The organism is Vibrio breoganii (assembly GCF_024346795.1).
GTDB lineage: Bacteria > Pseudomonadota > Gammaproteobacteria > Enterobacterales > Vibrionaceae > Vibrio > Vibrio breoganii.
The window spans coordinates 1,801,776-1,825,880 of sequence record NZ_AP024864.1 but is presented as its reverse complement, the minus strand read 5'-3'; the positions used below and the strand labels follow the sequence as shown (position 1 = coordinate 1,825,880).

Genomic DNA, 24,105 nt, shown 5'->3' with positions numbered 1-24,105 from the left:
ATGCTTAAAAGGTATAGGTCACACCCAAACCAGCTGCAAATCCTTCATTTTGCACTGCAACAAGAGAGTCACCGGAATTCGTGTTGTATTCTTTTCGGGCGTAATCTTCGAAGACAAAGGCGATGTCTGTACGCCAGTTTGTATTGAATCGGTAGCCTGCTCCCACTCTATATCGGATATCATTGCCACCAAAGGCGTCAATAGCTTCATCTAGGCTTAGCCCGACTCTTAAATCCCAACTCGCTATGTGATAGTTCAAAGATGTTGCAAATCTTTGACTGTCCGATGCACCCACTAAGAGGCCAATCACATCACTGTAGTCAGTATATCGAATGCCTTTGTTTTTCCATTGGGTATAGCTGTAAGTGGTATGCCAGTCGAGGTTTTTAAGAGGGGACCATGTTGCATAGAGTGATGTAATATCTGGCAAGTCAAACTCGATATTTGCATCAGAGTATTGGCTCGCAAGTCTATGCGTCGCGGCAAATGAAAGGGCCTGGGAAACTTGCCAAGTCGCGCTTATAGCACCACTCCAACCAGATGTTGTTCCTTCAATTTTGCTGTCCTGACAGAGTACTAAGCAAACTTCTTGTTCCAAAAGATATTGAGATTGTAGTGATTCAACCGTTAATCCAATGCTCACATCATTCCAGAGGTACGCAACAGTCGGTGCAATAGATACCGTAATCGGCCTTACTCTTGTTTCGGGCACCAGCGTTATCTGGGGAACACTAATATCAGCTGCAGTCCGACTGTATATGGCGAGTCCCAGATACCAGTTGTCACTAACGGGCATGGAAAAGAAACCTGCAGGTATTGGGTCTGCTTGTTCATAGTCTGTTTCCGCACCAAATAGATAGTAGTCTGTAGAGACCCGGTAATAGGTCACATTAGCCGTAACAGTAGGACTATCTAGTTGAGTAATGCTTGATGGTGCGAGTGCCAGTACTGATGCATCTGATGCTTTAGCGCCATTTGCTGAAGCAAGTGCGGAATTAATTGATGAAGATTCCCAAAAGTTCAAGCCGGTAGCTTGGACCGACAAAGATATTGCTAATAGCAAAGGGGGTAAAGCAAATGGAATGACTTTGTTTGAGAACGGCTTAAATTTGTGCATCTGCAAATTCGTTGTTTAGCAAAAGTTAGAACACCGATTCTAATGAGAGCAATAACTGATTGATAGAGAAAGGTGTAACGGCAAGATAGTACAATGTAACAAATTACTAATATTCAGTAGTTTGCTGAACTATAACGCTGCTTTTATCCTTTTTTTGACAATGAAGGTTACACATCTTTTTGCCACAAATATTAAGACACATTTGCCAGATCTTCTGCTTAGATTCACTGTTCAAGCATTTGACCTGTGATGCACACAAATGGCCGTCCAATATCAATCTTTCAATATGCTCAGCACTTATCTCTACTTGCACTGTGTTTTGATTCCAGTCCATAATACGCGCTCAATTTTCATTAATGATAATCATTCTCAAATACTATCATGGTAATCGAGAACAAAAAACCATCGATTTATTAATGATAAGAGAATGCGCATGCATAGCGCTTATTACTATTTACTGCCTAAGGCAGTCATGTTTCGCGGATTTTAGCTAGATGAACCTGTCCCACAAAGATTATTTAAAGATTGCTTTTCCTTTCATTGTTTCAACGGTTACCCAACCTCTGCTAGGCGCTGTAGATACAGCGGTAGTTGGGCAGATAGGCGTTACAGAACTCATTGGTGGTGTCGCCATCGGCGCCGTGATTATGAATACCTTGTATTGGCTATTTGGGTTCTTCAGGGTCAGTACCACAGGTCAGAGTGCGATTGCGCTAGGCAAGAACGATGACCGAGAGTTGGCGAGCAGTTTGCTTCGCCCATTTACCCTTGCATTGCTCGTTGGTTTGACCTTTATTTTGCTCCAACCCTTGATATGGAGCGGAGCAATGTGGGTGATCTCGCCTGATGCAGAAGTCGCGATGCACGCCAAAACCTATTTTAGCATCATGATCTTTGGCGCCCCTTTTGTACTGCTTAACTATGTAATTATTGGCTGGTTGATGGGACAAGCGAAGGCTAAGGCAACCTTGTTTACGCAGGTATTTGGTAACGTATTGAACATTATTTTGGACATAGTGTTCGTCTACTACTGTGACCTTGGTGTCGCTGGAGTGGCGTACGCCAGTTTAATTGCACAAGTTACCACCTTCGCTATTGGCGCCTATCTAGTGCTGGCCACCTCAAAGGTGTCTCTATTAAGTCACCTATCTTTAGTCAAAATGTCACGCGCTGATCTTAGGGTGATAGTGAGCGCTAACATGGACCTGCTGCTGCGTACCGTGTGCATTTTGATTTTCTTCAACATGATGGCACGTGTAGGCTCACAGTTGGGTACAGATGAGTTGGCTGCCAATGCAATTATGATGCAGGTGACTTTCCTTGTGAGCTACATGTTCGATGGCGTAGCCAATGCCTCTAGTGTATTTGCTGGCAAAGCGGTGGGGCGAAAGGACACCCGATTGCTAGACGATGTCTTGAAACTGAATATGCAATGGACCACAGGCTTCATTGTTGTACTGACCCTGCTGACCTTAGTATTCAAGTATAACCTTGTGATGCTATTTACTGACATCCCTAATGTGGTGAGCATCTATCAAGATATGTCGGTTTGGTTGATTATTTTCCCTCTAGTGGCTGGCTATGGTTTAACCCTCTACGGGATCTTCACTGGCACAGGTACAACAAGGCCTGTCCGAAATTCTAGCTTTATTACTCTGCTGGTGTTCTTAGTGGTTCAGTTCATTGCGGTGAAGCTGTGGGGCAATCACGGGCTGTGGCTGGCATTCACCTTATTCTATGTTGGCCGATTTGTATTTTTGTACCCTTACATCGGGCAAATTAGAGTTAGATGTTTCAAATGATATGTTATATCATCCGCGCATATTTCGAGACCTGATTACGCGCTAGCTAAAATATAATGAACAACAACTTGCCTCTACTTGAGGTTTCTAATCTCACGATCAGTGACTCAAGAAGAACCATCTTTAAAGATTTGAGCTTTGCCATTAACCCTGGACAGACCTTAGCGGTAATGGGGCCATCTGGTATAGGCAAGTCTATGTTGTCCAAGGCCATAGCGGGCTTTACCCCTGCTGATATTGTGGTGGCGGGTAGCATAAAAATTGCGGGTGTAGAGGTGGCTCAATTGCCACTTCTGGCACGAAAGGCGAGCCAAAGGCCTGCGGTTATTTTTCAAGACGCACTGCAGGCGCTTAACCCATTGGCCAAAGTCGGTACTCAACTGAGCCTAGCGCTGAGTTCAACGAGCACGAAAGCGAGCACGCAACAGCTTCAACACATCACTGAGCTTTTGCAGAGCCTAGGTTTTGATTATCCCAAAGAAACATTGGCCAGTTATCCGAGCCAGCTTTCTGGTGGCCAAAGGCAAAGGATCTGTATTGCTATCGCGCTATTAGGTGATGCCAGCGTTCTCATCGCAGATGAACCGACCAGTGCCCTTGACCCTGTCTCTGAAAATGAAATTCTACGCTTATATCGTCAGGCTATTAAGCAAGACCAATTGGCTGGTTTCTTGATTACCCATGATCTTCAAGCGGCGCTTGCTTGCGACAAGCTCTTAGTCATTGATGATGGCAAGATGATTGATTACGGCCAGCCCTATCAAGCATTACATGAAAGTGAGCACAGGTTCTGTTCTCAAGTACGAGAGTTGATGGCATAACCTATGACACACCAACATGATCTATCGGCACAAATCCAGTTTGATGGGGTTTGCGTTCATTACACCGCTTTCAAATGGTTTAAGAAAGCGCCTTTTCGTGCGCTTCACCGCTTAGATTTGACGATCGGCACAGAAAATCTGGCGGTAGTAGGGCCTTCCGGGGCAGGGAAGTCCACCCTGATTGAGCTGTTGTTTGGGCTTAGATTGCCAACCTATGGCGAGGTGACTATTTGTGGCTTGCCACTTTCAACGTCGTCTAAAAAACAGAGAATGGAGTTGTGTAAGCACATTCAGCTCATATCTCAAGAGCCTCACACTAGCCTGAATCCTTATTATTCCGTTCGCAAGATCTTACTCGAGCCTATGAAAAATGTAGGGATCATTGATAAGCACGAACAGCGAATGGCAGAAGCATTGACGGCCGTGGGCTTAGAAATTAAACACCTGGACTATTTGCCAAAACAGCTGTCGACAGGGCAAGCCCAGCGAGTGGCAATTGCTCGCGCATTGGTGGTTGAACCCTGTGTGCTGGTGGCGGATGAGCCGACAAGCAGCCTAGACCCTATTAGCCGAAAGCAGGTGCTTGATTTGTTAAAGCATCTACAGAAGACCCGCCATATGCGACTTATTCTAGTGACCCATGACTTACAGGCAGCCAAGGCACTGTGCAGTCATGTATTGGTATTAAGCAAGGGTAGGGTGGCTGAATATGGTGATCTTGATAGGGTGCTTAGCGCCCCTCAACACACCACGACACAAGCCCTTATTCAGGCACAATACGTTTCTACTTTTACACCATCATTTAAATAAAAGAGTATTTCCATGCGCTTATCTATGAGTAAAATTGCGGCATCAATCGCTTTGATTCTTCCCCTTTCAGGATGCTTTGATTCAGGTTCAGAACAAGCAGTAGCCACTGAGTCTAACGCTGAAGCTACTGAACTCCATGTGGCGATGATGCAGCCCCCAAGAACGGGTCTTTCTCCACTATCGGATGACGCATTTAAGCTTTCTCGTTGGAGCACAGCTGAAACCTTGATCAACCTCAGCGATCAATCTATTGCAGAGCCAATGCTTGCAACAAGTTGGGAGCAAGTAGACCCAATGACGTGGCACTTTACTCTGCGTAAGGGCGTGAAGTTTCATGATGGCTCGGAACTGAATGCGGATATGGTGGTGAACTCTCTAGAGCGTGCCCTTCAGGCTGCCCCTAAACCTCGCATCCTAGATAGCATTGATTGGCAAGTGAGTAAACTGGCCGAGGATAAGATTGAGATAAAAACAAACTTCAACGATCCACTACTGCCAAGCCGTCTTTCGAGCCCTCAGTTGTCAATCCTTTCCACTGCCGCTTACTTGGATAATGGCCGTGTAGACCCAACTCGCGCGGGCTCTGGGCCTTTCGTGCTGACCAATATCAATGGCACAACCAGCGCAGATCTAGAACGCTTCGATAATTATTGGGGTGAGAAGGCGAAGGTAGAGAAGGTATACGCTGAATACGTTCCAGACGGTTTTGCACGAGCTGCAGCGCTGCGTACGGGCAAAGCAGACATTGTTGAAGCAGTGCCTGTTTCTCAAATCGCAATGATCGACTCAGAGCTTCTTCATGAAGTGGCAATGCCACGCACCAACACCCTTTACTTAAACAGTAAGTCTGCGGTATTCAAAGACATTGAGATGCGTAAGATTGCCTCGGGTGCCGTTGATCGCGACCAAATCATCAACATGGTTTATGAGAACCATGCCGATAAGGCGCAGGGTCTGCTTGGGCCTGCACTCGCGTGGGCTGCGCCAATTCGAGGTGAGGCTGTGCCAATCGACAGCACGACGAAGGCCAATGGCGAGACCATCACTATCGGTACCTTTACCGATCGCGCAGAGCTTCCTGAGGTTGCAGCATTATTAAAGCAACAACTTGAAGCCGCTGGATTTAAGGTTGAACTTGATATCCGCGAGTACGCGCAAATTGAGAATGATGCCTTAGCGGGTAAATTTGATGCCTTCTTGCTATCGCGCGCAACAGTGCTGGACTCTGGTGACCCAGTTGCTTATATGCAAAGCGACTTTAGCTGTGACGGTTCGTTTAACCTTGGCCTGTTCTGCTCAGAAGCGGTTGACCAAGCGATTGAACATGCCGATCTTCAGCAACTTGGAGAGCCTCGTCAGCAAGCGATTATTGAAGCAGAGAAGCAGATCCTAGCGGAATATGCGGCGATTCCTCTGCTGCACGAGCGCGTCATTCAAGGTGAGAGCACTCGAGTAAAACACGCACAGCGTGACCCTCGCGAGCGTCGTCTAGTAGACCAACAAACAGAGGTTAAGTAATTACCATGCTGTCGGCTGTAGCGAGGCGAATAAGCCTAGATCAAGCGATGCCTTGGGTATCTCGTCTCTTCTTTTTGGCTTTTGTGGTGGTATTGGTGGGGTTGATGCCAGAGTTTGCTGGCATCGATCCAAGTCAATCTATCCTTCGCGCTCGTTCGGGTCATCAGCAGTTACTGACTGCTGAGGCCTTGCAATCGATTCGTGATGAATTGCAGTTAGATCGTTCTACTGGCGAGCGTCTGTGGGACTGGTTATCCAGTGCAATGCAAGGGGATCTCGGAACCTCGTGGGTTGATGGTTCGCCAGTTATCGATGGAATACAGCACACAGCGTCCACCTCGTTTACATTAATGGCAAGCGCCTTAGCGCTTACTGTCATTTTTTGTTCAATTGCATTTATATACACCATGGTAAGTTGGCATCGCGGTCGATTGGCATCCTCACATAATAGCCTGAGCTCTGTATTGGTCGCTCTACCTGAGTATGTGATTGCTGCAATGCTGATACTGGTGTTTGCCATTTGGCTTCAGTGGTTACCCCCTTATGGTTGGGTTGAGTGGAAGAACCTTTGGCTACCAAGCCTTGCTCTTGCCTTACCGGCCAGTGGCCTTCTTAGTCGTCTGCTTAGTGACAGCCTTAAGCGTGTCCTTAGTGAACCTTGGGTGATCACTTGGCTGAGTGCGAATATCTCTATTTATCAGATCACCTTGTTTGCTCTGAAGAGAGCGATGAGCAATCTGATCCCGCAGTTCTCCATGGTCATTATTGGCCTGACGGGTGGGGCGGTTGCCGTTGAGGTGATCTTTTCCATTCCGGGCATTGGTCGAATGCTGCTAGGGGCGGCGAAATCCCAAGACCTTCCTATTCTGCAGGGAGGGCTACTCGTGTTATTGGTCTTCTCAATTACGATTAGCTGTATAGGAATATTGCTGCAGAAAATCATACTCGGTAAGGCTCTGTCTAGCGGCAAGCTTATTGGCTCGCAATCATCGTTTAGTTTTACTAAAAATAAGTGGAAGCGACTGAGTAGTTTTTCTATTTTTGTGGTTCTTTTTGTCTTTGTGGGAATCGCAACCCTCAATGACCCATATACCAGTCAGTTTGGGCGTTTGGTCTCGCCAAGCCTTGATATTCCTCTTGGTTCAGACGCAATCGGTCGAGATCTCTTTGCTCGCGTCGGAACGGGGATGTTATCAACACTGCAGGGTGGCATTCTAGCGACAGTGCTAAGTCTGTTTGTTGGTATCGCGCTGGGTTTGTGTACTCGATATAGCCAGGGTCTCATAGAGATCACCAAGGGCTTGCCTTATATTATTGTGGGTCTTCTGGTGGCAGGTTTAACGGGCATGAGCCCTTATAGTGCTTTGATTGCGATCGTGGTGACCTCATGGGCACCGCTGGCCGCGCACTGTTCAAGCTTGTTGCTAGAGGCAAAGGCTCAGCCTTATGTGCATCTCGCCCCAACGTGGGGAGTCAGGTCTTGGGACATGTATAGGCATTACTTGCTTCCCTATGTATTACCGCCTTTACTTCGACACGCGTTACTTCGACTGCCGGTAATCACGCTTAGCCTAACGTCACTGAGCTTTATTGGCTTAGGTGTGAAACCACCAGAGCCGGAGTGGGGGATATTGATAGCTGAAAACCTTCCCTATATTGAGCGGTCGCCCTTTGGCGTTGTTGCGCCTATTCTTGGGTTGGTGTTGTTGGGGATTGCGGTAAATTTGATGTTTGATGTTTGATGTTTGATGTTTGATGATTGATTTCAGCTGTCAGCTGCAAGCTATCAGCTGTCAGATTGATATGACACAACCAATCCCATATAGGTCATTGCCGAGGTCTCTTATCGGCAATCTAGAGTGTGCGTAGTTAGATCCCCGATAGGAGCATTCGGGGATGACGAGTTTAGAGGTAATTGGGGGGAGGGATCTCTATCTTAATCTAGCGTACGGCCATCTTAGCCAAACGCACAACCATCTTAGCCAAACGAACAATCATCCGAGTTAAACGAATAACCATCCGAGTCAAAGCACCTTCATCCCTGCCAAAGCATAGTCATCCCAATTAGAGTGCCGTCATCCCAGTTGAACCCTCGTCATCCCTGACTTGATCTGGGATCTTAGGGAGCACGATGCCGACTAGAACGCACTAAACTCGACGTACAGAGTCTCTTTTAACCTGGGTTGAAGGGACAATCACCCGCTGAAACTCCTTATGTTTGCCCATAATGGACTCAATAGAAAGCTTGGCAGACTCGACGCCAATCTGGTAGGCGTCCTGACGAACCACAGAGACTGGAACTTTAAACAGTTCCACCATAGGGATTTCATCAAAGCCTAGCACAGAGGCTTGCTCTGGCACTTGAATGTTGGCGGTATTAAATGCTTGCAAAAGCTCTGCGGTAATCGCTAAGTGTTGGGTGAAGAAAGCGCTGGGTGTCGCGCTCTTTTTTAGCAATTCAATTGGGTCTTTCTCGAACCCTTGCTCTCTATCCCAATAGAGAATGGCATCAGGATCCTTCTCAATCCCGTGCTTTTCAAGGGCCTCGACATATCCTTGATAGCGAGCTTGACGTGATTGGCTTTGTGAAAACTCTTGGGCGACAAAACAGATGTTGCGATGACCCATTTCAATCAAGTGCTCGGTGGCTTCAAAGGCGGCTTGTTGATAATCGGAAAGCACCAAGTGGCTGTGACAATCGGGATACTCCAGTTGGAATTGCACTATAGGCATGCCACCGGTAATAAACTGATTGATGAGCTCAGAGTTTTGCCCCGATGAGGTGATGATGATGCCATCGACGCACATCTGCTGCAGTGATAACAGTGCGCGCTTCTCGGCCTCTACATCAAAGTCACTGTTATAGATCATCACATTGTAATTGTGTTTTTTGCAGTAATCGTCGATACCGCGCATAACGCGACTGGTGTTGAAGCCTGCGATATCACGCACCACTACGCCAATGGTTTTGGTTTTCTCTACCTTGAGGCTGCGTGCGATAGGGTTTGGGACGTAATTAAGCTCTTTGATCGCCGATTCAATCTTTAGCTTAGTTTGTGGCGACATATGACCAAAGCGACCATTAAGATACTGGGAGACCGTACTCTTAGACACACCGGCCTGTGTCGCTACATCGACAATTCTTACTTTCTTCATATTCGCTTTTAAACTGTTAACCACATCAAACTAGAGAGTTGACATTCTATTCGGAGATCTAGATGATAGCAAGTAAATCGGTTTACCAAACCGTTTTAGTAAACCGATTTACTTAAATTTAAAACCAAATCAAAATCAAATTAAAATTGAATGAGAGATTAAGATGATAATCCAAGATGTAAAAGTATTTGTCACCAACCCAGGAAGAAACTTCGTCACCGTTAAGGTGGTTACCGATGAGGGGGTGTTTGGCCTAGGTGATGCAACGGTCAATGGTCGCGAGATGGCTGTTGCCGCTTACCTAGAAGAGCATGTGAAGCCATGCCTAATCGGTCGCGACCCGCACATGATTGAAGATATTTGGCAATACCTCTACATGGGGGTGTACTGGCGACGTGGTCCAATTACGATGGCTGCAATTGCTGCTATTGATATGGCGCTTTGGGACATTAAGGGCAAAGTCGCAGGCTTGCCTGTCTATCAATTGCTCGGTGGCAAATGCCGTAACGGCGTAAGGCTGTACGCTCATGCCAATGGTGAGACCATCGAAGATACCTTGGACAAGGCTGAGGAATGTATAGAGCAGGGCTTCAAGGCTGTACGTCTGCAGTCGGCTATCCCTGGATTGTCGGAAACTTATGGGGTTCTTGGCGACAAGAAAGATTACTTTGAATTGCAAGGCAACCGCCCATTACCGCCAGAGCAGGATTGGTCTACTAGTAAGTACTTTAAATTGGTACCTGAGCTATTTGAAAAAGCCAAGGAGCGCTTTGGTGATCAAGCTGAATTTCTGCATGATACACACAGCCGCTTAACGCCCATTGAATCGGCAAAACTGGGCAAGATGCTAGAACCGTACAACCTGTTGTTTTTAGAAGACGCATCCATTGCTGAAAACCAAGAAAACTATAAGTTGATTCGTCATCACACCACAACGCCTCTTGCCTTGGGTGAAACCTACAACACCATTTGGGACTGTAAAGACCTGATTCAAAACCAATGGATTGACTACATCCGCACGGCAGCAACGCATGCGGGTGGGATTACCGGGATGAAGAAGATCTCAGATTTTGCCGCTGTGTACAACGTAAGAACCGCTCCCCATGGCGCGCCAGATCTATCGCCAATCTGTTTTGCCGCGCACATGCACCTCAATATCTCTACTCATAACTTTGGTATTCAAGAATTTGTTGGCTTTGGCAACGAGGCGTGTCAGTCCATCTTTAAGCACGAGATGAAGCTAGATAACGGCATGATCTTAGTCAGCGATGCGCCAGGACTGGGCGTGGAATTTGATGAAGAAGAAGCCGCGAAATACGAATATAAGCGCTCATACCTGCCAGTAAGCCGACTAGAAGATGGCACGCTTTGGCACTGGTAAGTCTCATACAAGCTAGCGTTAACTAAACAGAAATTTTGGAGAAGAAATGAATCAGAAAGTATTAGTGTTCGGTACAGGGTTTGCGGGCCAAGGGCATGCCAAGGCATTTAGAGATGCGGGCGCGGAGGTTGTCGGTATTGTTGGGCGCACCGAGCATGTTGTGACTCAGGTAGCCAAGGATCTTGATATTCCATATTCAGGAACCAACTGGGCATTGGCATTAGAGATGTGCAAGCCGGATATTGTGTCTATTGCGACGCCAGGTGGAGCGCACGTAGAGGCGATCAAAGAAGCGATTTCGTTTGGTTGTCATATTTTCTGCGACAAACCGCTCACTGAAAGTGGCGAAACAGCGCTAGAAATCTATCGTCTGGCTAAAGAAAAAGGCGTTAAGACGGCATTTGCATCAAGCTTTCGCTACATGCCTGAGATCATGCATGCGAAGCAACTGGTGGCCGCAGGGGCGATTGGTGAGCCCACTGAAGTTGAGTGTATTTCTCACTTCAATCTAGATAGAAATATCCCATTTGGTTGGTCGCACCGCACTGAGGCGGGTGGCGGTCGCTTGAACAACAACTTTACGCACTTGCTGTCGATTGTAACCTCAGTGGTGGGTGAAAAGCTCCTTTCCATCAGCGGTGAGGTGCGTAACGATATGCCAAAAGCGCCAGTGGTTGAGGGCGTGCATAACTTTACTGAGCGTCGAAACTTTATCCCTAAAGACATCAATGATCCGAACCTTGAATGGCGCGCTTGCGATGTAGAGTGGTCTTACACAGTCATGGCCCAAATAGAGAGCCGTATTCCAGCGGCTAATCCTGTATCGGTATTGTTTAAGCATGGCGGATTAACTCCACGCTTTAACGAAGACCATATCGTGTTCCATGGCAGTCAGGGCTCTATTTATATCAAAGGGCACTATGGCGATGGACCTCTGTATTTGTGGAAAGAAGGACAGTGGCAAGAGGTTGCGCTGCCTAGCGAAATCACCGAGCAGCTTCCGGCGATAGAGTGCGAAACACAGCGCAGCTGGACCCATCTTGCTACGCAGTTGGTAAAGGATGTGAGTGGCATTGAAGTGGAGCCTTACCAGACGTTTGAAGACGGCTGCAGATATCAGCTGATCATCGACTTGATTCGTAAGAACGATCGCTGGGTGGATGTTACCGATCTACTGTAATTGATTGTTTAATCGAAACTATTGAAAACGCAGAGCAGGCTATCGCTCTGCGTTTTTTCATTCCACGTTACGTCAAATTGCACGATTCCTATACTGAAATTCCTTCATAATCCATATGAATCATTCGATGTTGTTTCCTGTCGTCACCTAAGAGATATTTTAGACGTCCAGACATCTTACAAGGAACGGCATCATGACAACGACACACATTCTTGGTTATCCACGAGTTGGCGAAAAACGCGAGCTTAAATTTGCACTAGAACAATACTGGAATGGAGAATCCGACGTTAAAGCACTGCAAGACGTCGCCTCGGATATTCGCAAAAACAACTGGGCCCTTCAGCAAGACAACCAACTGTCATTTGCTACTGCGGGTGATTTTGCATGGTACGACCATGTATTGGGTACCAGCCTGTTGCTAGGGCATGTGCCAAAGCGTCATAAAAATGGCTTTCCAGATCTTGATACCCTATTTCGCATTGGCCGAGGTCAATCTCAAGCAAGTTGTGGCTGCTCTGGGGAAGCGGCGTCAGACATGACCAAATGGTTCAACACTAACTATCACTATATTGTTCCTGAGTTCTCAGCTGACGATAAGTTTGAGCTAAGCTGGACTCAGCTGTTTGATGAAATCAATGAGGCGCAAAAGCAGGGTCATAAGGTTAAACCCGTTTTATTGGGACCGCTTAGCTACCTTTACCTCGGCAAGGAGGTAGAAGAGGGGTTCGATCGCCTTACGCTTCTGCCAAGACTGCTCGCTGCCTATCAGGGGATCTTCGCCAAGCTAGAAAAACTGAATGTTGAATGGGTTCAAATAGACGAGCCAATCCTATCTCTAGAGCTGGATGCAAAATGGCTGAGTAGCTTTAAGTTGGCATACCAAGTAATAAGAAGTGACGTTAAAGTGCTTCTGACCACCTATTTTGATTCAGTGGTAGACGCCCTGCCGACGATTACTGAGCTTGCCGTTGACGGCCTGCATGTGGATTTGGCCAGCGCTCCTGAGCAACTGTCAGAGGTAGTGAAAGCTCTGCCTGAAAACTGGGTGCTATCGGCGGGGGCAATCAATGGTCGAAACGTATGGCGCGCCAATCTTGTAGAAAAACTACAAAGCCTAACAGCAGCAAAAGAAAAGTTAGGTGAGCGCTTGTGGGTTGCTACCTCTTGCTCACTACTGCACAGCCCTGTTGATCTAGAGCTAGAAACGGGATTGTCCGAAGAAACTCAATCATGGTTCGCGTTTGCTAAGCAAAAGGTAGCAGAGGTGAACTGGCTTGCTAAGGCGTTAGAGGGCGACAAGCAAGCTATTGAGTATTGCGAGCAATACAGTCAGCCTATCATCAAGCGTCAGCAATCAACCTTAGTTAACAAGGCAAGTGTTCAAACAAGACTGGCTAATCTAACATCGGCAGATGCCGAGCGCAGCGCCAAATATGCTGAGCGCTCTCATCACCAAAAAGAAGTGATTAAGCTTCCATTACTGCCAACGACCACCATCGGATCGTTTCCACAGACAAGTGAAGTGAGAAAAACCCGAGCCGCCTTTAAGCGAGGAGAACTGACACAAGGGCAATACCGCGAAATCATTCAGGGCTTTATCAAAGATACGGTTGAGCGTCAGCAGGCCATTGGTTTGGACGTACTGGTGCATGGTGAAGCCGAGCGCAACGACATGGTCGAGTACTTTGCTGAAAACCTTGCAGGCTTTCAAACCACACAATTTGGCTGGGTACAAAGCTATGGCTCTCGCTGCGTGAAGCCTGCCATCGTGGTGGCGGATATTGAGCGAGAACAAGCGATCACCGTCGATTGGACTCAATACGCGCAATCCCTTACAGACAAACCGATGAAGGGCATGCTTACAGGGCCTGTGACCATTCTTTGTTGGACCTTTCCTCGTGAGGATATTACCCGAGAGGCGATCACTAATCAGCTGGCCTTTGCACTGCAAGATGAGGTTGCTGATCTCCAATCTGCAGGCATCAATATTATACAGATTGATGAGCCTGCAATACGCGAAGGCTTGCCACTGAAGAGTAGGGATCATCAAGAGTATCTCAATTGGGCTGTGAATGCGTTTAAGGTCTCTGCAGCAAGCGCCAAACCTGAGACTCAGATCCATACCCACATGTGTTATAGCGAATTTAACGAGATCATTGACTCGGTCGCAGCCCTAGATGCGGATGTGATTACCATAGAGACCTCACGCTCAAACATGGAACTGCTGAACGCATTTGAAGAGTTCAATTACCCTAATGAGATTGGTCCAGGTGTTTATGATATCCACTCACCCAACGTACCAAGCGTTGAATGGATAGAGCAGTTAATTGAAAAGGCGGCTACACGTATCCCTGTCGAGCGCTTATGGGTAAATCCAGACTGCGGCCTTAAGACCCGCAACTGGCAAGAAACAGAACAATCCCTTAAAAACTTGGTTGAAGCAACTCAGCGTCTGAGGGTAAAACTCGCATAGGCAATCTTTGCAAATGTTGTACACCTAGGGTTAGCTTCGGTTAACCCTTTTGTTGTTACACGTTAAATCCTCCTACCAGTCACATTATTTGTATGACAAATAGCCAAGAGGCTTATTTCCATAGTAGTATTGTGGAATTAAATAACCTTGCCTAACGCGCGGTTATTCTTATTCAAATAATAAAATTCCCGCACGACGGGGTGAGTGATTAGGAGTTGGCTATGGTTCAGATTGTCATTGATGGAAAGTATCGTGTAGTAGAGCAGGGCATGACTCTGCTTGAGGCTGCCAATGTGTGTGGTGTGGAGATACCCTCACTGTGTGGTGCTAACAAAAGTGGCGAGAAGGTGCCGTGCGACTTATGTGTGGTAGAGGTTGAAAGTGGCGGAGTGCAGCGCTCTTGTGAACTTGAGGTGCACAATGGGCTGAACGTTGTCACTCAATCTGAACACCTGAGTGAACATCGTCGTCAAGCCCTGAACCGCATCATGACCGACCACTACGCCGACTGCGAAGCGCCGTGCAAAACGGCTTGCCCTGCGGGTGTTGATATCCAATCTTATCTGTATCACATCGCTCAAAATGATCATCAAAAAGCCATCGAAGTGATCAAGCGTACCTTGCCTATGCCCCTCTCTATTGGGCGCGTTTGTCCTGCTTTTTGTGAAACTGAGTGCCGCCGTGGATTAGTGGATGACTCCATTGCGATCCGCCAATTGAAGCGTCATGCGGCCGATGCTGATCTAGAGGCTCAAGAAGCCTACATTCCACCAAAGAAAGACGATAAGAATAAGCGTATTGCCGTTGTGGGCAGTGGGCCTGGCGGTTTGACGGCGGGATATTATCTGTCCAATGAAGGCTATGAAGTGACGGTATTTGAGTCTATGCCTCATGCGGGCGGATGGCTTCGTTACGGTATCCCTGAGTATCGACTGCCTAAAGATATCCTAGACAAAGAAATTGAATTGATGTGCCGTAATGGCATGTCAGTGGAGTGTGGCAAGAAGCTTGGTGAAGACTTTACGCTTTCCTCATTAAGCGAGGAATACGATGCGGTCTGCCTTGCGGTGGGCGCGTCTAAAGCGGTTGAGATGCATTATGCAGGCAGTGAGTTGGCTGGCTGTTATCTAGGTGTCGACTACCTAAAAGACTATGTTACTGAGCAAAACTACACCACAGGCAAAAAGGTTGCCGTCATTGGTGGTGGTAACACGGCGATTGATTGTGCCAGAACCGCTGTACGTGATGGTGCAGACACCACCTTGATCTATCGCCGTACTCGAGCGGAAATGCCAGCGGAAGACTACGAGATAGAAGAAGCAGAACACGAAGGGGTGAAGTTTCACTTCTTGACTAACCCAGCAGAAAACATTGCGGATGAAAATGGTCGAGTAACCGCCATTCGCCTTGAAAAAATGGAGTTGGGTCCCGCCGATGCATCGGGCCGTCGCAGTCCAAAAGCGACGGGTGAATTCTTTACTGAAGAATTTGATACCGTGATTGCAGCTGTTTCGCAAAAGCCAGACTTAAGCTTTATGGACGATGAGCAACTAGAGATCCCTCTGACTCGCTGGAACACCGCCGATGTGAACCCTGAGACCCTGCATACGGGTACGGGAAACATCTTCAGTATTGGTGACTTTCGCCGTGGCCCTGCTACAGCAGTAGAAGCTGTGGCCGATGGTCGCATTGTTGCTCAAGCCATAGATCGCTTCTTTGAAGGGGATATGGATAACGTTCCTGCGATGCCATTTAATTCTCGTAAGGGGAAAACCGTCAAACAGGTTGATCCTCTGCACTTCCAAAACATTCAGAAAGTTGCACGCAGCATTATGCCTGAGCTGACTAGCGCTCAACGTGAACAGAGTTTCTCTGAGGTAGAGTTAGGCTTTGATAATGCCGAGGCGATGGCAGAAGCCGCTCGCTGTCTTGAATGTGGCTGTCAGGCAAATACCGACTGTGACCTTCGTGATTACTCCACTGAATATGGAGCAAAACAGTCATTCAAGGGCATCGTAGAGATTAAGTCTGATGCTGACTGGCAGGCAATGCGCAGCAGTGATAGTCGCAGTAAGTTCTGTGTTGATAATAGCTCTGAGTTTATCGTGTTTGATGCCAACCGCTGTATCAGTTGTGGTCAGTGTGTACAGGCGTGTCGCGAGCAGTCTGTGCACGGTGTGCTTAGCTTTATGACCAATCAAGATGGTCGCCCTGCGGCGCGCCCTGAGTGCCGCCCAAACTTCGGGCCAAATCAAACCCTGATGGGCGATTCTGCCTGCGTTCAATGTGGCGCGTGCATTCAGGTGTGCCCAACGGGCGCAATGATGGATGGTCGTGACCGAGCGCAAGGTCGTATTGAAAACCTTAAGGTGGTGGATACTATCTGTACCTATTGCGGCGTGGGTTGTAAGGTCAGCATGCATGTGGATGAAGAGGCCAATACCATTCGTTATGTGAAGGGCGGGGATTCACCCGTAAACGAAGGCATGCTTTGTGTGAAAGGCCGCTTTGGCTTTGACTTTGTTGGCAGTGATGCACGCTTAACAACGCCACTGATACGCAAAGATGGTTGGTTGCAGCCTGCATCATGGGAAGAGGCCATTGAACTGGTTGCCAGCAAGTTTGGCTCTATTAAGCAGACCTTTGGTGGCAATGCATTAGCGGGCTTTTCTTCGGCAAAAACCACCAACGAAGACAACTATGCCTTCCAAAAACTAATTCGTCGCGAGTTTGGCACTAACAACGTTGATCACTGTGCTCGTCTATGTCACGCCTCAACAGTAACAGGCCTAGAGGCCTCGTTGGGCAGTGGCGCCATGACCAATGACATCCCAAGTATTAAGCACTCCGATGTTATCTTTGTTATTGGCTCAGATACGACAGCCGCGCACCCAATCATTGCCTCGCATATTAAGCAGGCGATTCGACATAATGGTGCCCGCTTGATTGTCGCTGACCCTAAACGCATTGGACTCGCTGACCATGCAGAGCTCTACTTAGCGCAAAGACCAGGTACCGATGTGATGCTTCTTAATGGTGTGATGCAACAGATCATCAAGAACGGTTGGTACGATATGGATTATATCGAAGACCGCGTTGATGGCTTTGATACACTGCTACAAGAGGTGATGTCTCCAAACTACGCCTTAGACAAGGTGGAGTTGGTGACCGGCATTAAGGCCGAAGATGTGTATGCTATGGCTCGCACTATTGGTACGGCAAAACGTACCGCTGTTTATTACGCTATGGGCATTACCCAGCACACCACAGGCCACGAAAACGTACGCTCTATTGCTAACCTGCAGCTACTATGCGGCAACATTGGCATAGAGGGTGGCGGTATTAACCCGTTACGCGGACAGTCAAATGTTCAGGGGGCTTGTGATATGGGGGCTTTACCCAACAACTATCCGGGCTACCAGAAGGTATACAACCCGCTTGTACATCAGAAATTCGCCATTGAGTGGAATGCGCCGAATCTGCCTACTGAAGCAGGCTTGACCCTAACGGAGATCATTGATGCGGCGTGTAAGCGTGAGGTTCGAGGCTTGTATGTTATGGGTGAAAACCCAGTACTTAGCGATCCCGATCAGGCGCATGTGCTTGAAGGATTAGAGGCGCTGGATTTTTTGGTGGTACAAGATATCTTTCTCACTGAGACTGCAGAATATGCTGATGTAGTGTTGCCATCGTGCTCGTTTGCTGAAAAATCGGGTCACTTTACCAACACTGAGCGCCGAGTTCAGCGCTTGAATCCTGTGGTGAATCCACCGGGTGAAGCGCTTGAAGACTGGGTGATCATCCAAGATATTGCCAATGCTATGGGTGGCGCTTGGGACTATAAGCATGTGAGTGATATCACCTATGAGATCACCCGCGTGACGCCGCAATACGCAGGGCTAGGTTGGGACTCCATTCCTGCTGTGGGTAAGCACTGGCCAAGTAACAAGAACAACCCTCAGGGCACGCGTATCATGCATAAGGAGCAGTTTACGCGTGGCAGAGGGCAGATGGAGGCGATTCCATTTAGGTATGCCGCTGAGCTTCCCGATGAGAAGTATCCACTTATTCTGACAACGGGTCGTATTCTAGAGCAGTTCCACACCGGAACCATGACGCGCAAGACGAAGGGATTGGATAATCTCGCGGGCCCAAGAGCGATGATCAGCGTGGCAGATGCCGAAGAGATGGGGATTGGCAACGGTGAGATGCTGAGCGTTTCTACTCGTCGTGGCACCATTGATATTGCAGCCTTTGTGACCAAGCGTATTCAAAAGGGCGTGGTATTTATCCCATTCCACTTTGTCGAGTCACCGGTAAATCGCTTAACTAATACGGCGAAAGACCCACACTCAAAGATCCCAGAGTTCAAGGTGGCTGCGGTTAAAGTGACTAAGAAGTGTGAAGAAGCGGTAAGCTAATCATAGGCTCCAGAAAGGCCAGAGTACTGGCTTTTCTGGAGAGTTGTCAGCAATTAGCGTTAAGCTGACAGCTATTTTAGTTAAAAGACTTCGCTATCTGACGAGCATAGCTCTCTTCTTGGTTATTCCCGTCACCGCTTGAGAAGAAGGCGATAACGAGATCTTTACTTGGTGAGATATACAAACCTTGACCGCCGACACCAGATTTAAAAAGGTCTCCGTCTTCAAATATGGCATCGAATTGGAATGCGTTTCGTAGTCCCGTATCATCATAGAACGAGTGCGCAAATTTTTGTCCCGCAAAGCCCTTGTGATAGCCGCTTGGGTTTCCTGAAGTTTGGATGAGTTCTATCACGTCACTTCCAACACCTTTATGGCCTGCCAGTTTTGGTGCTGATGGGGTTAGCATCATGCCGTATTTGGCCATATCTTCTAAAGTAGAGTTCATAGAGAAGAACTGTAGCGGGTAGCCACCGTGAGGAGAAACCGCTACAAAGGCATCATTGTTTGCGCCCATGTATTGCCACATATGTTGCGATACAATTTCATTCATTGGCTTATTGATGACGTTCTCTACAATACGGCTTATAACGAAGGTATTGATAGAATTGTATTCAAACTTTTCCCCGCCAGGTCCTCTGCGATGCATTTCAGCTACGGTTTCCAATGGCATTTGCTGGCCTTCACCTTCAAATAGACCTATTGATACGGCCCACTTAAACCATGGCTGTTCGGGATTAGTTCGTGAGTCATGATTTGGCTCATCGTGCTCGGTAGCGTTTAAGCCGGTTGCCATATTTGCAGTATCGTAGACCGTAACGCTATCCCAGTCGCTACCTTTTAGCTCTGAAATGTATTGAGAAACAGGAGCTTGCGGATTGACCTTTCCTTCAATTACAAGCTTGGCTAGCTCGATACCAGAGGTGATCTTAGCGTTAGAGAACCAGTTATGCTTGTCCGTTTTGCGCATAGTGTTATAGCGCTCAAATACAATCTCTCCTTTCTTCACAACCAAAAAACCATCTACAGGGAAGCTATCCAGATGCTCGTTTAGCGTTTTGGCTTCGCCATGCACTTTGGCTGTTATCATACCAATGTCTTTATTTAAAGCGTACGGGAGTTCATACACCTGACCGTCACGAGTGATCTGTGCTGTCGGAAAAAATCGGCTCATGTTCTGCCATGCGTATTGTGACTGCGGTTCAGGAAACTGAATCTTCACCTTATTGCCTTTCTCCAGAAAAAAATCATGGATCTGCTGGATTTCTTGAGGAGTTGCGGTCTCATTGATACTCGGCTGCGCCATTACGGCTCCTGTACTTAGCGTTGCTGCAAGAGATAGTGCTATATTTTTTTGCATGGGATTACGACCTGTATGATCAATTGAACTAGTTAAGAACCGTATACCCACGACCCACCATGCAATTTCGCATGATGTCGCGCTCGGCAATTTCGTGTTGTTCTTCGTTATATTTCTTTTCTGCGCCATGAGACAAGGCGCCACCTATGATGCCAATGCCTGCACCAACCTTCGCACCCTTAGATCCACTCCCACCAGAGATCGCACCACCGGCAGCTCCTAGTGCCGCACCCTTGGCAGTGGAACCCACCAGGTCATGGCCCAGGGAATCAGTTTGTTTCTGCTCTGCTTGCTCGCTATAGGCTTGGCACTCGTAGAGATCGGCATGGTATTTTTCTTGGTCGACCCCTTTTGTATCGACGATGATGTTTGCGTAGCTTGCTAGTGGCAGGAGCGCTAGGAGCGTCGCTGCTTTTGTCATTCGTTTCACGTTACTGTCTCGATTGAAGATGATGTGGACAGGTTAAGTGCTGACCAAAACATATATAAATCGTCGTTGATGGACTTAATCATGCAAATCTAGGCTTTGAGGTGCTAGGTTTACAGTGATCATTTAGAGACGCTGGTGAGTATCTAAATGGATAGGGACATAATTAGATAAGGGAAAATGAATGAAATACGCCTGCGTGCGCCTGGTTCTTGGTGATCAATTGAATATCCAGCACTCCTGGTATGAACAAGTTAGCGACGACATTTTGTATGTGATTGCCGAGCATCATCAAGAGGCGACGTACGTGAACCACCATATTCAAAAGGTCTGTGCCTTTTTTGCAGCAATGTCTGGCTTTGCTAAGGAATTGCGCGACGAGGGCCATCATGTTTTGCACCTGACTCTGGATGACACTCAGGCGTTCTCAACATTCAGTGAGCTGCTTACTCATCACGTCAACGAGGTGCAGGCGTCGCGTTTTGAATTTCAAAGGCCGGATGAATACCGACTCCTTACACAACTACTCGCACTAAAGTTCCCCAACTGCGTTAGCAAGATGGTGGAAAGCGAGCACTTCCTATTGCCGTTTGACGACATTGCTCAGCAGTTTCCCGAAGGTAAGCATGTGCTGATGGAGCACTTCTACCGCCGTATGCGCAAGCGCTTTGATATCTTGATAGAAGAGGAAAAACCGCTAGGGGGGCAGTGGAACTTTGATAAAGAGAATCGTAAAAAGCTGACAGTAAAAGACGTCGCTTTGGTGCCTGAGCCCTTGATGTTTGCAACCGATGTTCAAGATATCGTACTGCGATTAGAAAGGCATAAGGTCGCAACTATTGGTAGTTTACAAGGTGAGTTGCTGTGGCCTGTTTCTCGGGAGCAGAGCCTGCAGTTACTGGCTTATTTTTGCCAATGTTGTTTACCTAACTTTGGCCGCTTTCAAGACGCAATGACTGAAAAAACACAGTATTCATGGAGCCTCTATCATTCTCGCCTCTCTTTTTCTCTCAATAGTAAATTGCTTTCACCCTCTGAGGTAGTTAGTGCATCGGTAGACGCGTTTTTACATTCTGAGGGAGAGATAGATATCGCTCAGGTAGAAGGCTTTGTGCGCCAAATACTAGGATGGCGAGAGTATATTCGCGGAGTGTACTGGGGCAATATGCCTAGCTATGCTAAGAAGAACGCCTTGAGCGCAAACAACACACTGCCAGATTATTTTTGGACTGGGAAAACCCAGATGTCTTGTCTTCGAGCCAGCATATCGCAATCGCTGGATTACGCTTACGCACACCATATTCAGCGCTTAATGGTGACAGGGAACTTTTGCCTGATCACCGAGATAGACCCAGACCAAGTAGACCAGTGGTACTTGGGTATATACGTCGATGCCATTGAGTGGGTAGAAATGCCGAATACCCGAGGAATGGCACTATTCGCCGATGGTGGGGTAGTGGCCACCAAACCGTACGCTGCCAGTGGCGCTTACATTAATAAGATGAGCGACCACTGTAAGGGTTGCCATTATGACGTAAAGAACAAAGTGGGAGAGCGAGCCTGTCCGCTGAACAGTTTGTACTGGCGCTTCATGAATAAACACAGAGAAAAATTGTCGAAAAACCCGCGTACGCGCATGATTTTTAGTGCTTGGGAGCGGATGGATGATGAGCTAAAACAGCAAACCCTGCAGCAGGCTGAAATCTACCTTAATCAACTTGAGGACCTGTAAATTTGATGAGCGCTCCTATGCCAATCTCGCAGGTATTCTCTCAACTTGAGGCGCATTATGGACGCTTTATATGGTGGCCAGAACCCGATCCCTTTAGAATCATGGTGGGTGCCATCTTGGTGCAAAATACCAATTGGTGAAATGCGCAAAAGGCGTTAGATAACCTTGGTGATGACCTAGCGCCGGCAACGATTCCAACGCGTCATTGCCGAGGTCTTTTATCGGCAATCTCTTCGTTGTGAAGATCCCCGATAAGAGCACTCGGGGATGTCGGGATTAGAAGCGCTCGCGTATGACCTAAGACAGAAGACAGAGGTACTTGACTCGACTTGTGCTCAAATGTCAGCTATCGACTAGGCGACAGGGTAGTCGTGGTAACCGAGCTGTTCTGAGATTCGCTTACCTGCGTGTTGTAGCATTTTTACGTACTCAGGCTTACGGTCAATATCAAAACGAATAGTCGGGAAAGAAACCGATACTGAGGCAATAATGTTGCCAAAACGATCATAGATAGGTGAGGCTATACAGCGTAGCCCTGGTTCTTGCTCTTCGTTGTCTTCACCAAAGTGTTGTTTAGCAACGAGCTCAACTTCACCCATCAACTGGTCTGCATTTTCGTGGGTTTTGTCGGTATGCTTGATGAACTCTACAGGCTCTAAGATACTTAGGGCTTCGTCATGACTTTTGCCTGCCAACAACACCTTGCCTATTGCAGTGCTGTAAAGAGGATTACGTCGACCTACACGAGAGTGCATACGTAGGTTGTAGCTAGAGTCTATTTTATGAAGGTAGATGATTGCGCCTTCATCCAGAGCACCAAGGTGAACTGTCTCGTTGGTTTGATTGGATATCTCACGCATCTCTTTGTCAGCAATATCGATCAGATCAACGTACTCTAAGGCTTTAGCGCCCAGCTCAAATAACTTAAGCGTGAGTGCGTATTTATCGGCTTCTCCTTCCTGGGAGACAAAACCAAGCATCTTCATGGTTTGCAAGAATCGATAGGTGGTTGCCTTTGACATCATTAAGCGCTGTGAAAGCTCAGATACACCAATCTCTTTTTGCTCAGCGAGAGCTTGTAAAATATTGAACACCTTTAGTACCGATGAAACGGCTTCAGGCTGTGTGGATTTTTCCATCCTAGTCCTTGTTTTTTATTACTGCATTTTTTCGGAAAGTATACAGACAAAAAGCCATTGAGTCAGTTATTTCAAAAATGCTTTTCATTATTTTGAAACCGAACAGATTTGTTGAGGATATATTCAGTACTTCTAATAATAAATAGATGAAACGACGTTTTAAAATGTATACTGTGTAAATCATTAGAAATTAGTAATCGTGCCGGTGAGAGAGTAGATGTCAGATCTTCATTTTTGGGGACAAGTATTAGGGTTTGTGGGTTACGCCATTGGTGTGTCTACGTTTTATCAAAAAGATGATAGGCGTTTAAAGATCATGATGATGGTATTCAACATTAATCATGTGTTCCACTACCTGTTGCTGGGATCAATGATGTCTGCGTTGAGCGCTCTACTTTCCGCGATGAGAACGACGACATCAATTTTCACGTCTTCTAAGTTAGTTGCATATATCTTTATTCTCGCATCTGGTTTGCTGGGATATACCCTTGCGGAAAGCTGGGCGGATATCTGGCCAATTTTAGGAACCGCCATTGGTACCTATTCGGTATTTGTCTTAAAGGGGATCCCTATGCGTATAGGTTTCTTATTAGGTGCATGCTGTTGGTTGGTCAACAATATTATCGTCGGTTCAATCGGTGGAACGTTATTAGAAATGACCCTGATTGGCGCTAATCTGTTTACTATGTTTCGCCTGCACAAAGAGGCACAGGTAACGAGTGTCACAGCGGAAGAAATACAATAGAGTTCTGAGTATCCTTGAATACA

At 47.2% G+C, this 24,105-nt stretch carries 17 protein-coding genes; 12 read left to right on the top strand and 5 right to left on the bottom strand.

What is annotated here, in order from left to right; translation table 11 throughout:
• Positions 1–4: 4 nt before the first annotated feature.
• Positions 5–1,117: an OmpP1/FadL family transporter gene (locus OCU35_RS08530; protein ID WP_261825167.1), complete on the bottom strand. Its 1,113-nt coding sequence runs from the start codon at positions 1,115–1,117 to the stop codon at positions 5–7.
• A gap of 494 nt (positions 1,118–1,611) precedes the next feature.
• On the opposite strand from OCU35_RS08530, the gene OCU35_RS08525 reads away from it, so the two are divergent.
• The 5 genes from OCU35_RS08525 to OCU35_RS08505 are packed head-to-tail and all read left to right on the top strand — an operon-like array spanning position 1,612 to position 7,810.
• The gene (locus tag OCU35_RS08525; RefSeq protein ID WP_261825166.1) at positions 1,612–2,919 is read left to right on the top strand and encodes an MATE family efflux transporter; all 1,308 of its coding nucleotides are present in this window, start codon (positions 1,612–1,614) and stop codon (positions 2,917–2,919) included.
• A gap of 56 nt (positions 2,920–2,975) precedes the next feature.
• Positions 2,976–3,740, top strand: coding sequence for an ATP-binding cassette domain-containing protein (locus OCU35_RS08520; protein WP_261825165.1), 765 nt, complete (start codon positions 2,976–2,978; stop codon positions 3,738–3,740).
• A gap of 3 nt (positions 3,741–3,743) precedes the next feature.
• Positions 3,744–4,550: an ABC transporter ATP-binding protein gene (locus OCU35_RS08515; protein WP_261825164.1), complete on the top strand. Its 807-nt coding sequence runs from the start codon at positions 3,744–3,746 to the stop codon at positions 4,548–4,550.
• Between the two features lie 12 nt (positions 4,551–4,562).
• Positions 4,563–6,068 carry an ABC transporter substrate-binding protein gene (locus tag OCU35_RS08510; protein WP_261825163.1) on the top strand — a complete coding sequence of 502 codons (1,506 nt, stop codon included), beginning with the start codon at positions 4,563–4,565 and terminating at the stop codon, positions 6,066–6,068.
• Between the two features lie 5 nt (positions 6,069–6,073).
• Positions 6,074–7,810, top strand: coding sequence for an ABC transporter permease subunit (locus OCU35_RS08505; protein WP_261825162.1), 1,737 nt, complete (start codon positions 6,074–6,076; stop codon positions 7,808–7,810).
• A 406-nt stretch (positions 7,811–8,216) separates the two neighbouring features.
• Here the strand turns inward: OCU35_RS08505 and OCU35_RS08500 are convergent, their stop codons facing one another.
• Positions 8,217–9,224, bottom strand: coding sequence for a LacI family DNA-binding transcriptional regulator (locus tag OCU35_RS08500; protein ID WP_261825161.1), 1,008 nt, complete (start codon positions 9,222–9,224; stop codon positions 8,217–8,219).
• 163 nt (positions 9,225–9,387) lie between these two features.
• Here OCU35_RS08500 and manD point away from each other — a divergent pair, with 163 nt between their 5' ends.
• The 4 genes from manD to fdhF all read left to right on the top strand — a co-directional run bounded on the left by manD (position 9,388) and on the right by fdhF (position 18,679).
• Positions 9,388–10,605 (top strand): D-mannonate dehydratase ManD, encoded by a 1,218-nt coding sequence (gene manD, locus OCU35_RS08495; RefSeq protein WP_102328683.1) that lies wholly within the window; start codon positions 9,388–9,390, stop codon positions 10,603–10,605.
• Between the two features lie 46 nt (positions 10,606–10,651).
• The gene (locus tag OCU35_RS08490) at positions 10,652–11,785 is read left to right on the top strand and encodes a Gfo/Idh/MocA family protein (RefSeq protein ID WP_102328682.1); all 1,134 of its coding nucleotides are present in this window, start codon (positions 10,652–10,654) and stop codon (positions 11,783–11,785) included.
• Between the two features lie 190 nt (positions 11,786–11,975).
• Positions 11,976–14,258 (top strand): 5-methyltetrahydropteroyltriglutamate--homocysteine S-methyltransferase, encoded by a 2,283-nt coding sequence (gene metE / locus OCU35_RS08485; protein ID WP_261825913.1) that lies wholly within the window; start codon positions 11,976–11,978, stop codon positions 14,256–14,258.
• Between the two features lie 221 nt (positions 14,259–14,479).
• Positions 14,480–18,679, top strand: a complete 4,200-nt coding sequence (fdhF, locus tag OCU35_RS08480) for a formate dehydrogenase subunit alpha (RefSeq protein WP_261825160.1) — start codon at positions 14,480–14,482, stop codon at positions 18,677–18,679.
• Between the two features lie 76 nt (positions 18,680–18,755).
• Here the strand turns inward: fdhF and OCU35_RS08475 are convergent, their stop codons facing one another.
• Both OCU35_RS08475 and OCU35_RS08470 read right to left on the bottom strand, forming a co-directional pair.
• Positions 18,756–20,039: a serine hydrolase domain-containing protein gene (locus OCU35_RS08475; protein WP_261825159.1), complete on the bottom strand. Its 1,284-nt coding sequence runs from the start codon at positions 20,037–20,039 to the stop codon at positions 18,756–18,758.
• Positions 20,040–20,067: 28 nt separating this feature from the next.
• Complete coding sequence (locus OCU35_RS08470; RefSeq protein WP_065598781.1) at positions 20,068–20,460, bottom strand: glycine zipper family protein; 393 nt, start codon at positions 20,458–20,460, stop codon at positions 20,068–20,070.
• Between the two features lie 190 nt (positions 20,461–20,650).
• Here OCU35_RS08470 and OCU35_RS08465 point away from each other — a divergent pair, with 190 nt between their 5' ends.
• Positions 20,651–22,198: a cryptochrome/photolyase family protein gene (locus OCU35_RS08465; protein WP_261825158.1), complete on the top strand. Its 1,548-nt coding sequence runs from the start codon at positions 20,651–20,653 to the stop codon at positions 22,196–22,198.
• A gap of 5 nt (positions 22,199–22,203) precedes the next feature.
• Entirely contained in the window at positions 22,204–22,338 is a 135-nt protein-coding gene (locus OCU35_RS08460; protein ID WP_261825157.1) for a hypothetical protein, read from the top strand.
• Positions 22,339–22,551: 213 nt separating this feature from the next.
• Here OCU35_RS08460 and kdgR read toward each other — a convergent pair whose 3' ends face one another.
• Complete coding sequence (kdgR, locus tag OCU35_RS08455) at positions 22,552–23,337, bottom strand: DNA-binding transcriptional regulator KdgR (RefSeq protein WP_017029692.1); 786 nt, start codon at positions 23,335–23,337, stop codon at positions 22,552–22,554.
• Between the two features lie 217 nt (positions 23,338–23,554).
• Here kdgR and OCU35_RS08450 point away from each other — a divergent pair, with 217 nt between their 5' ends.
• Complete coding sequence (locus tag OCU35_RS08450; RefSeq protein ID WP_017029693.1) at positions 23,555–24,082, top strand: YgjV family protein; 528 nt, start codon at positions 23,555–23,557, stop codon at positions 24,080–24,082.
• Positions 24,083–24,105 lie beyond the last annotated feature (23 nt).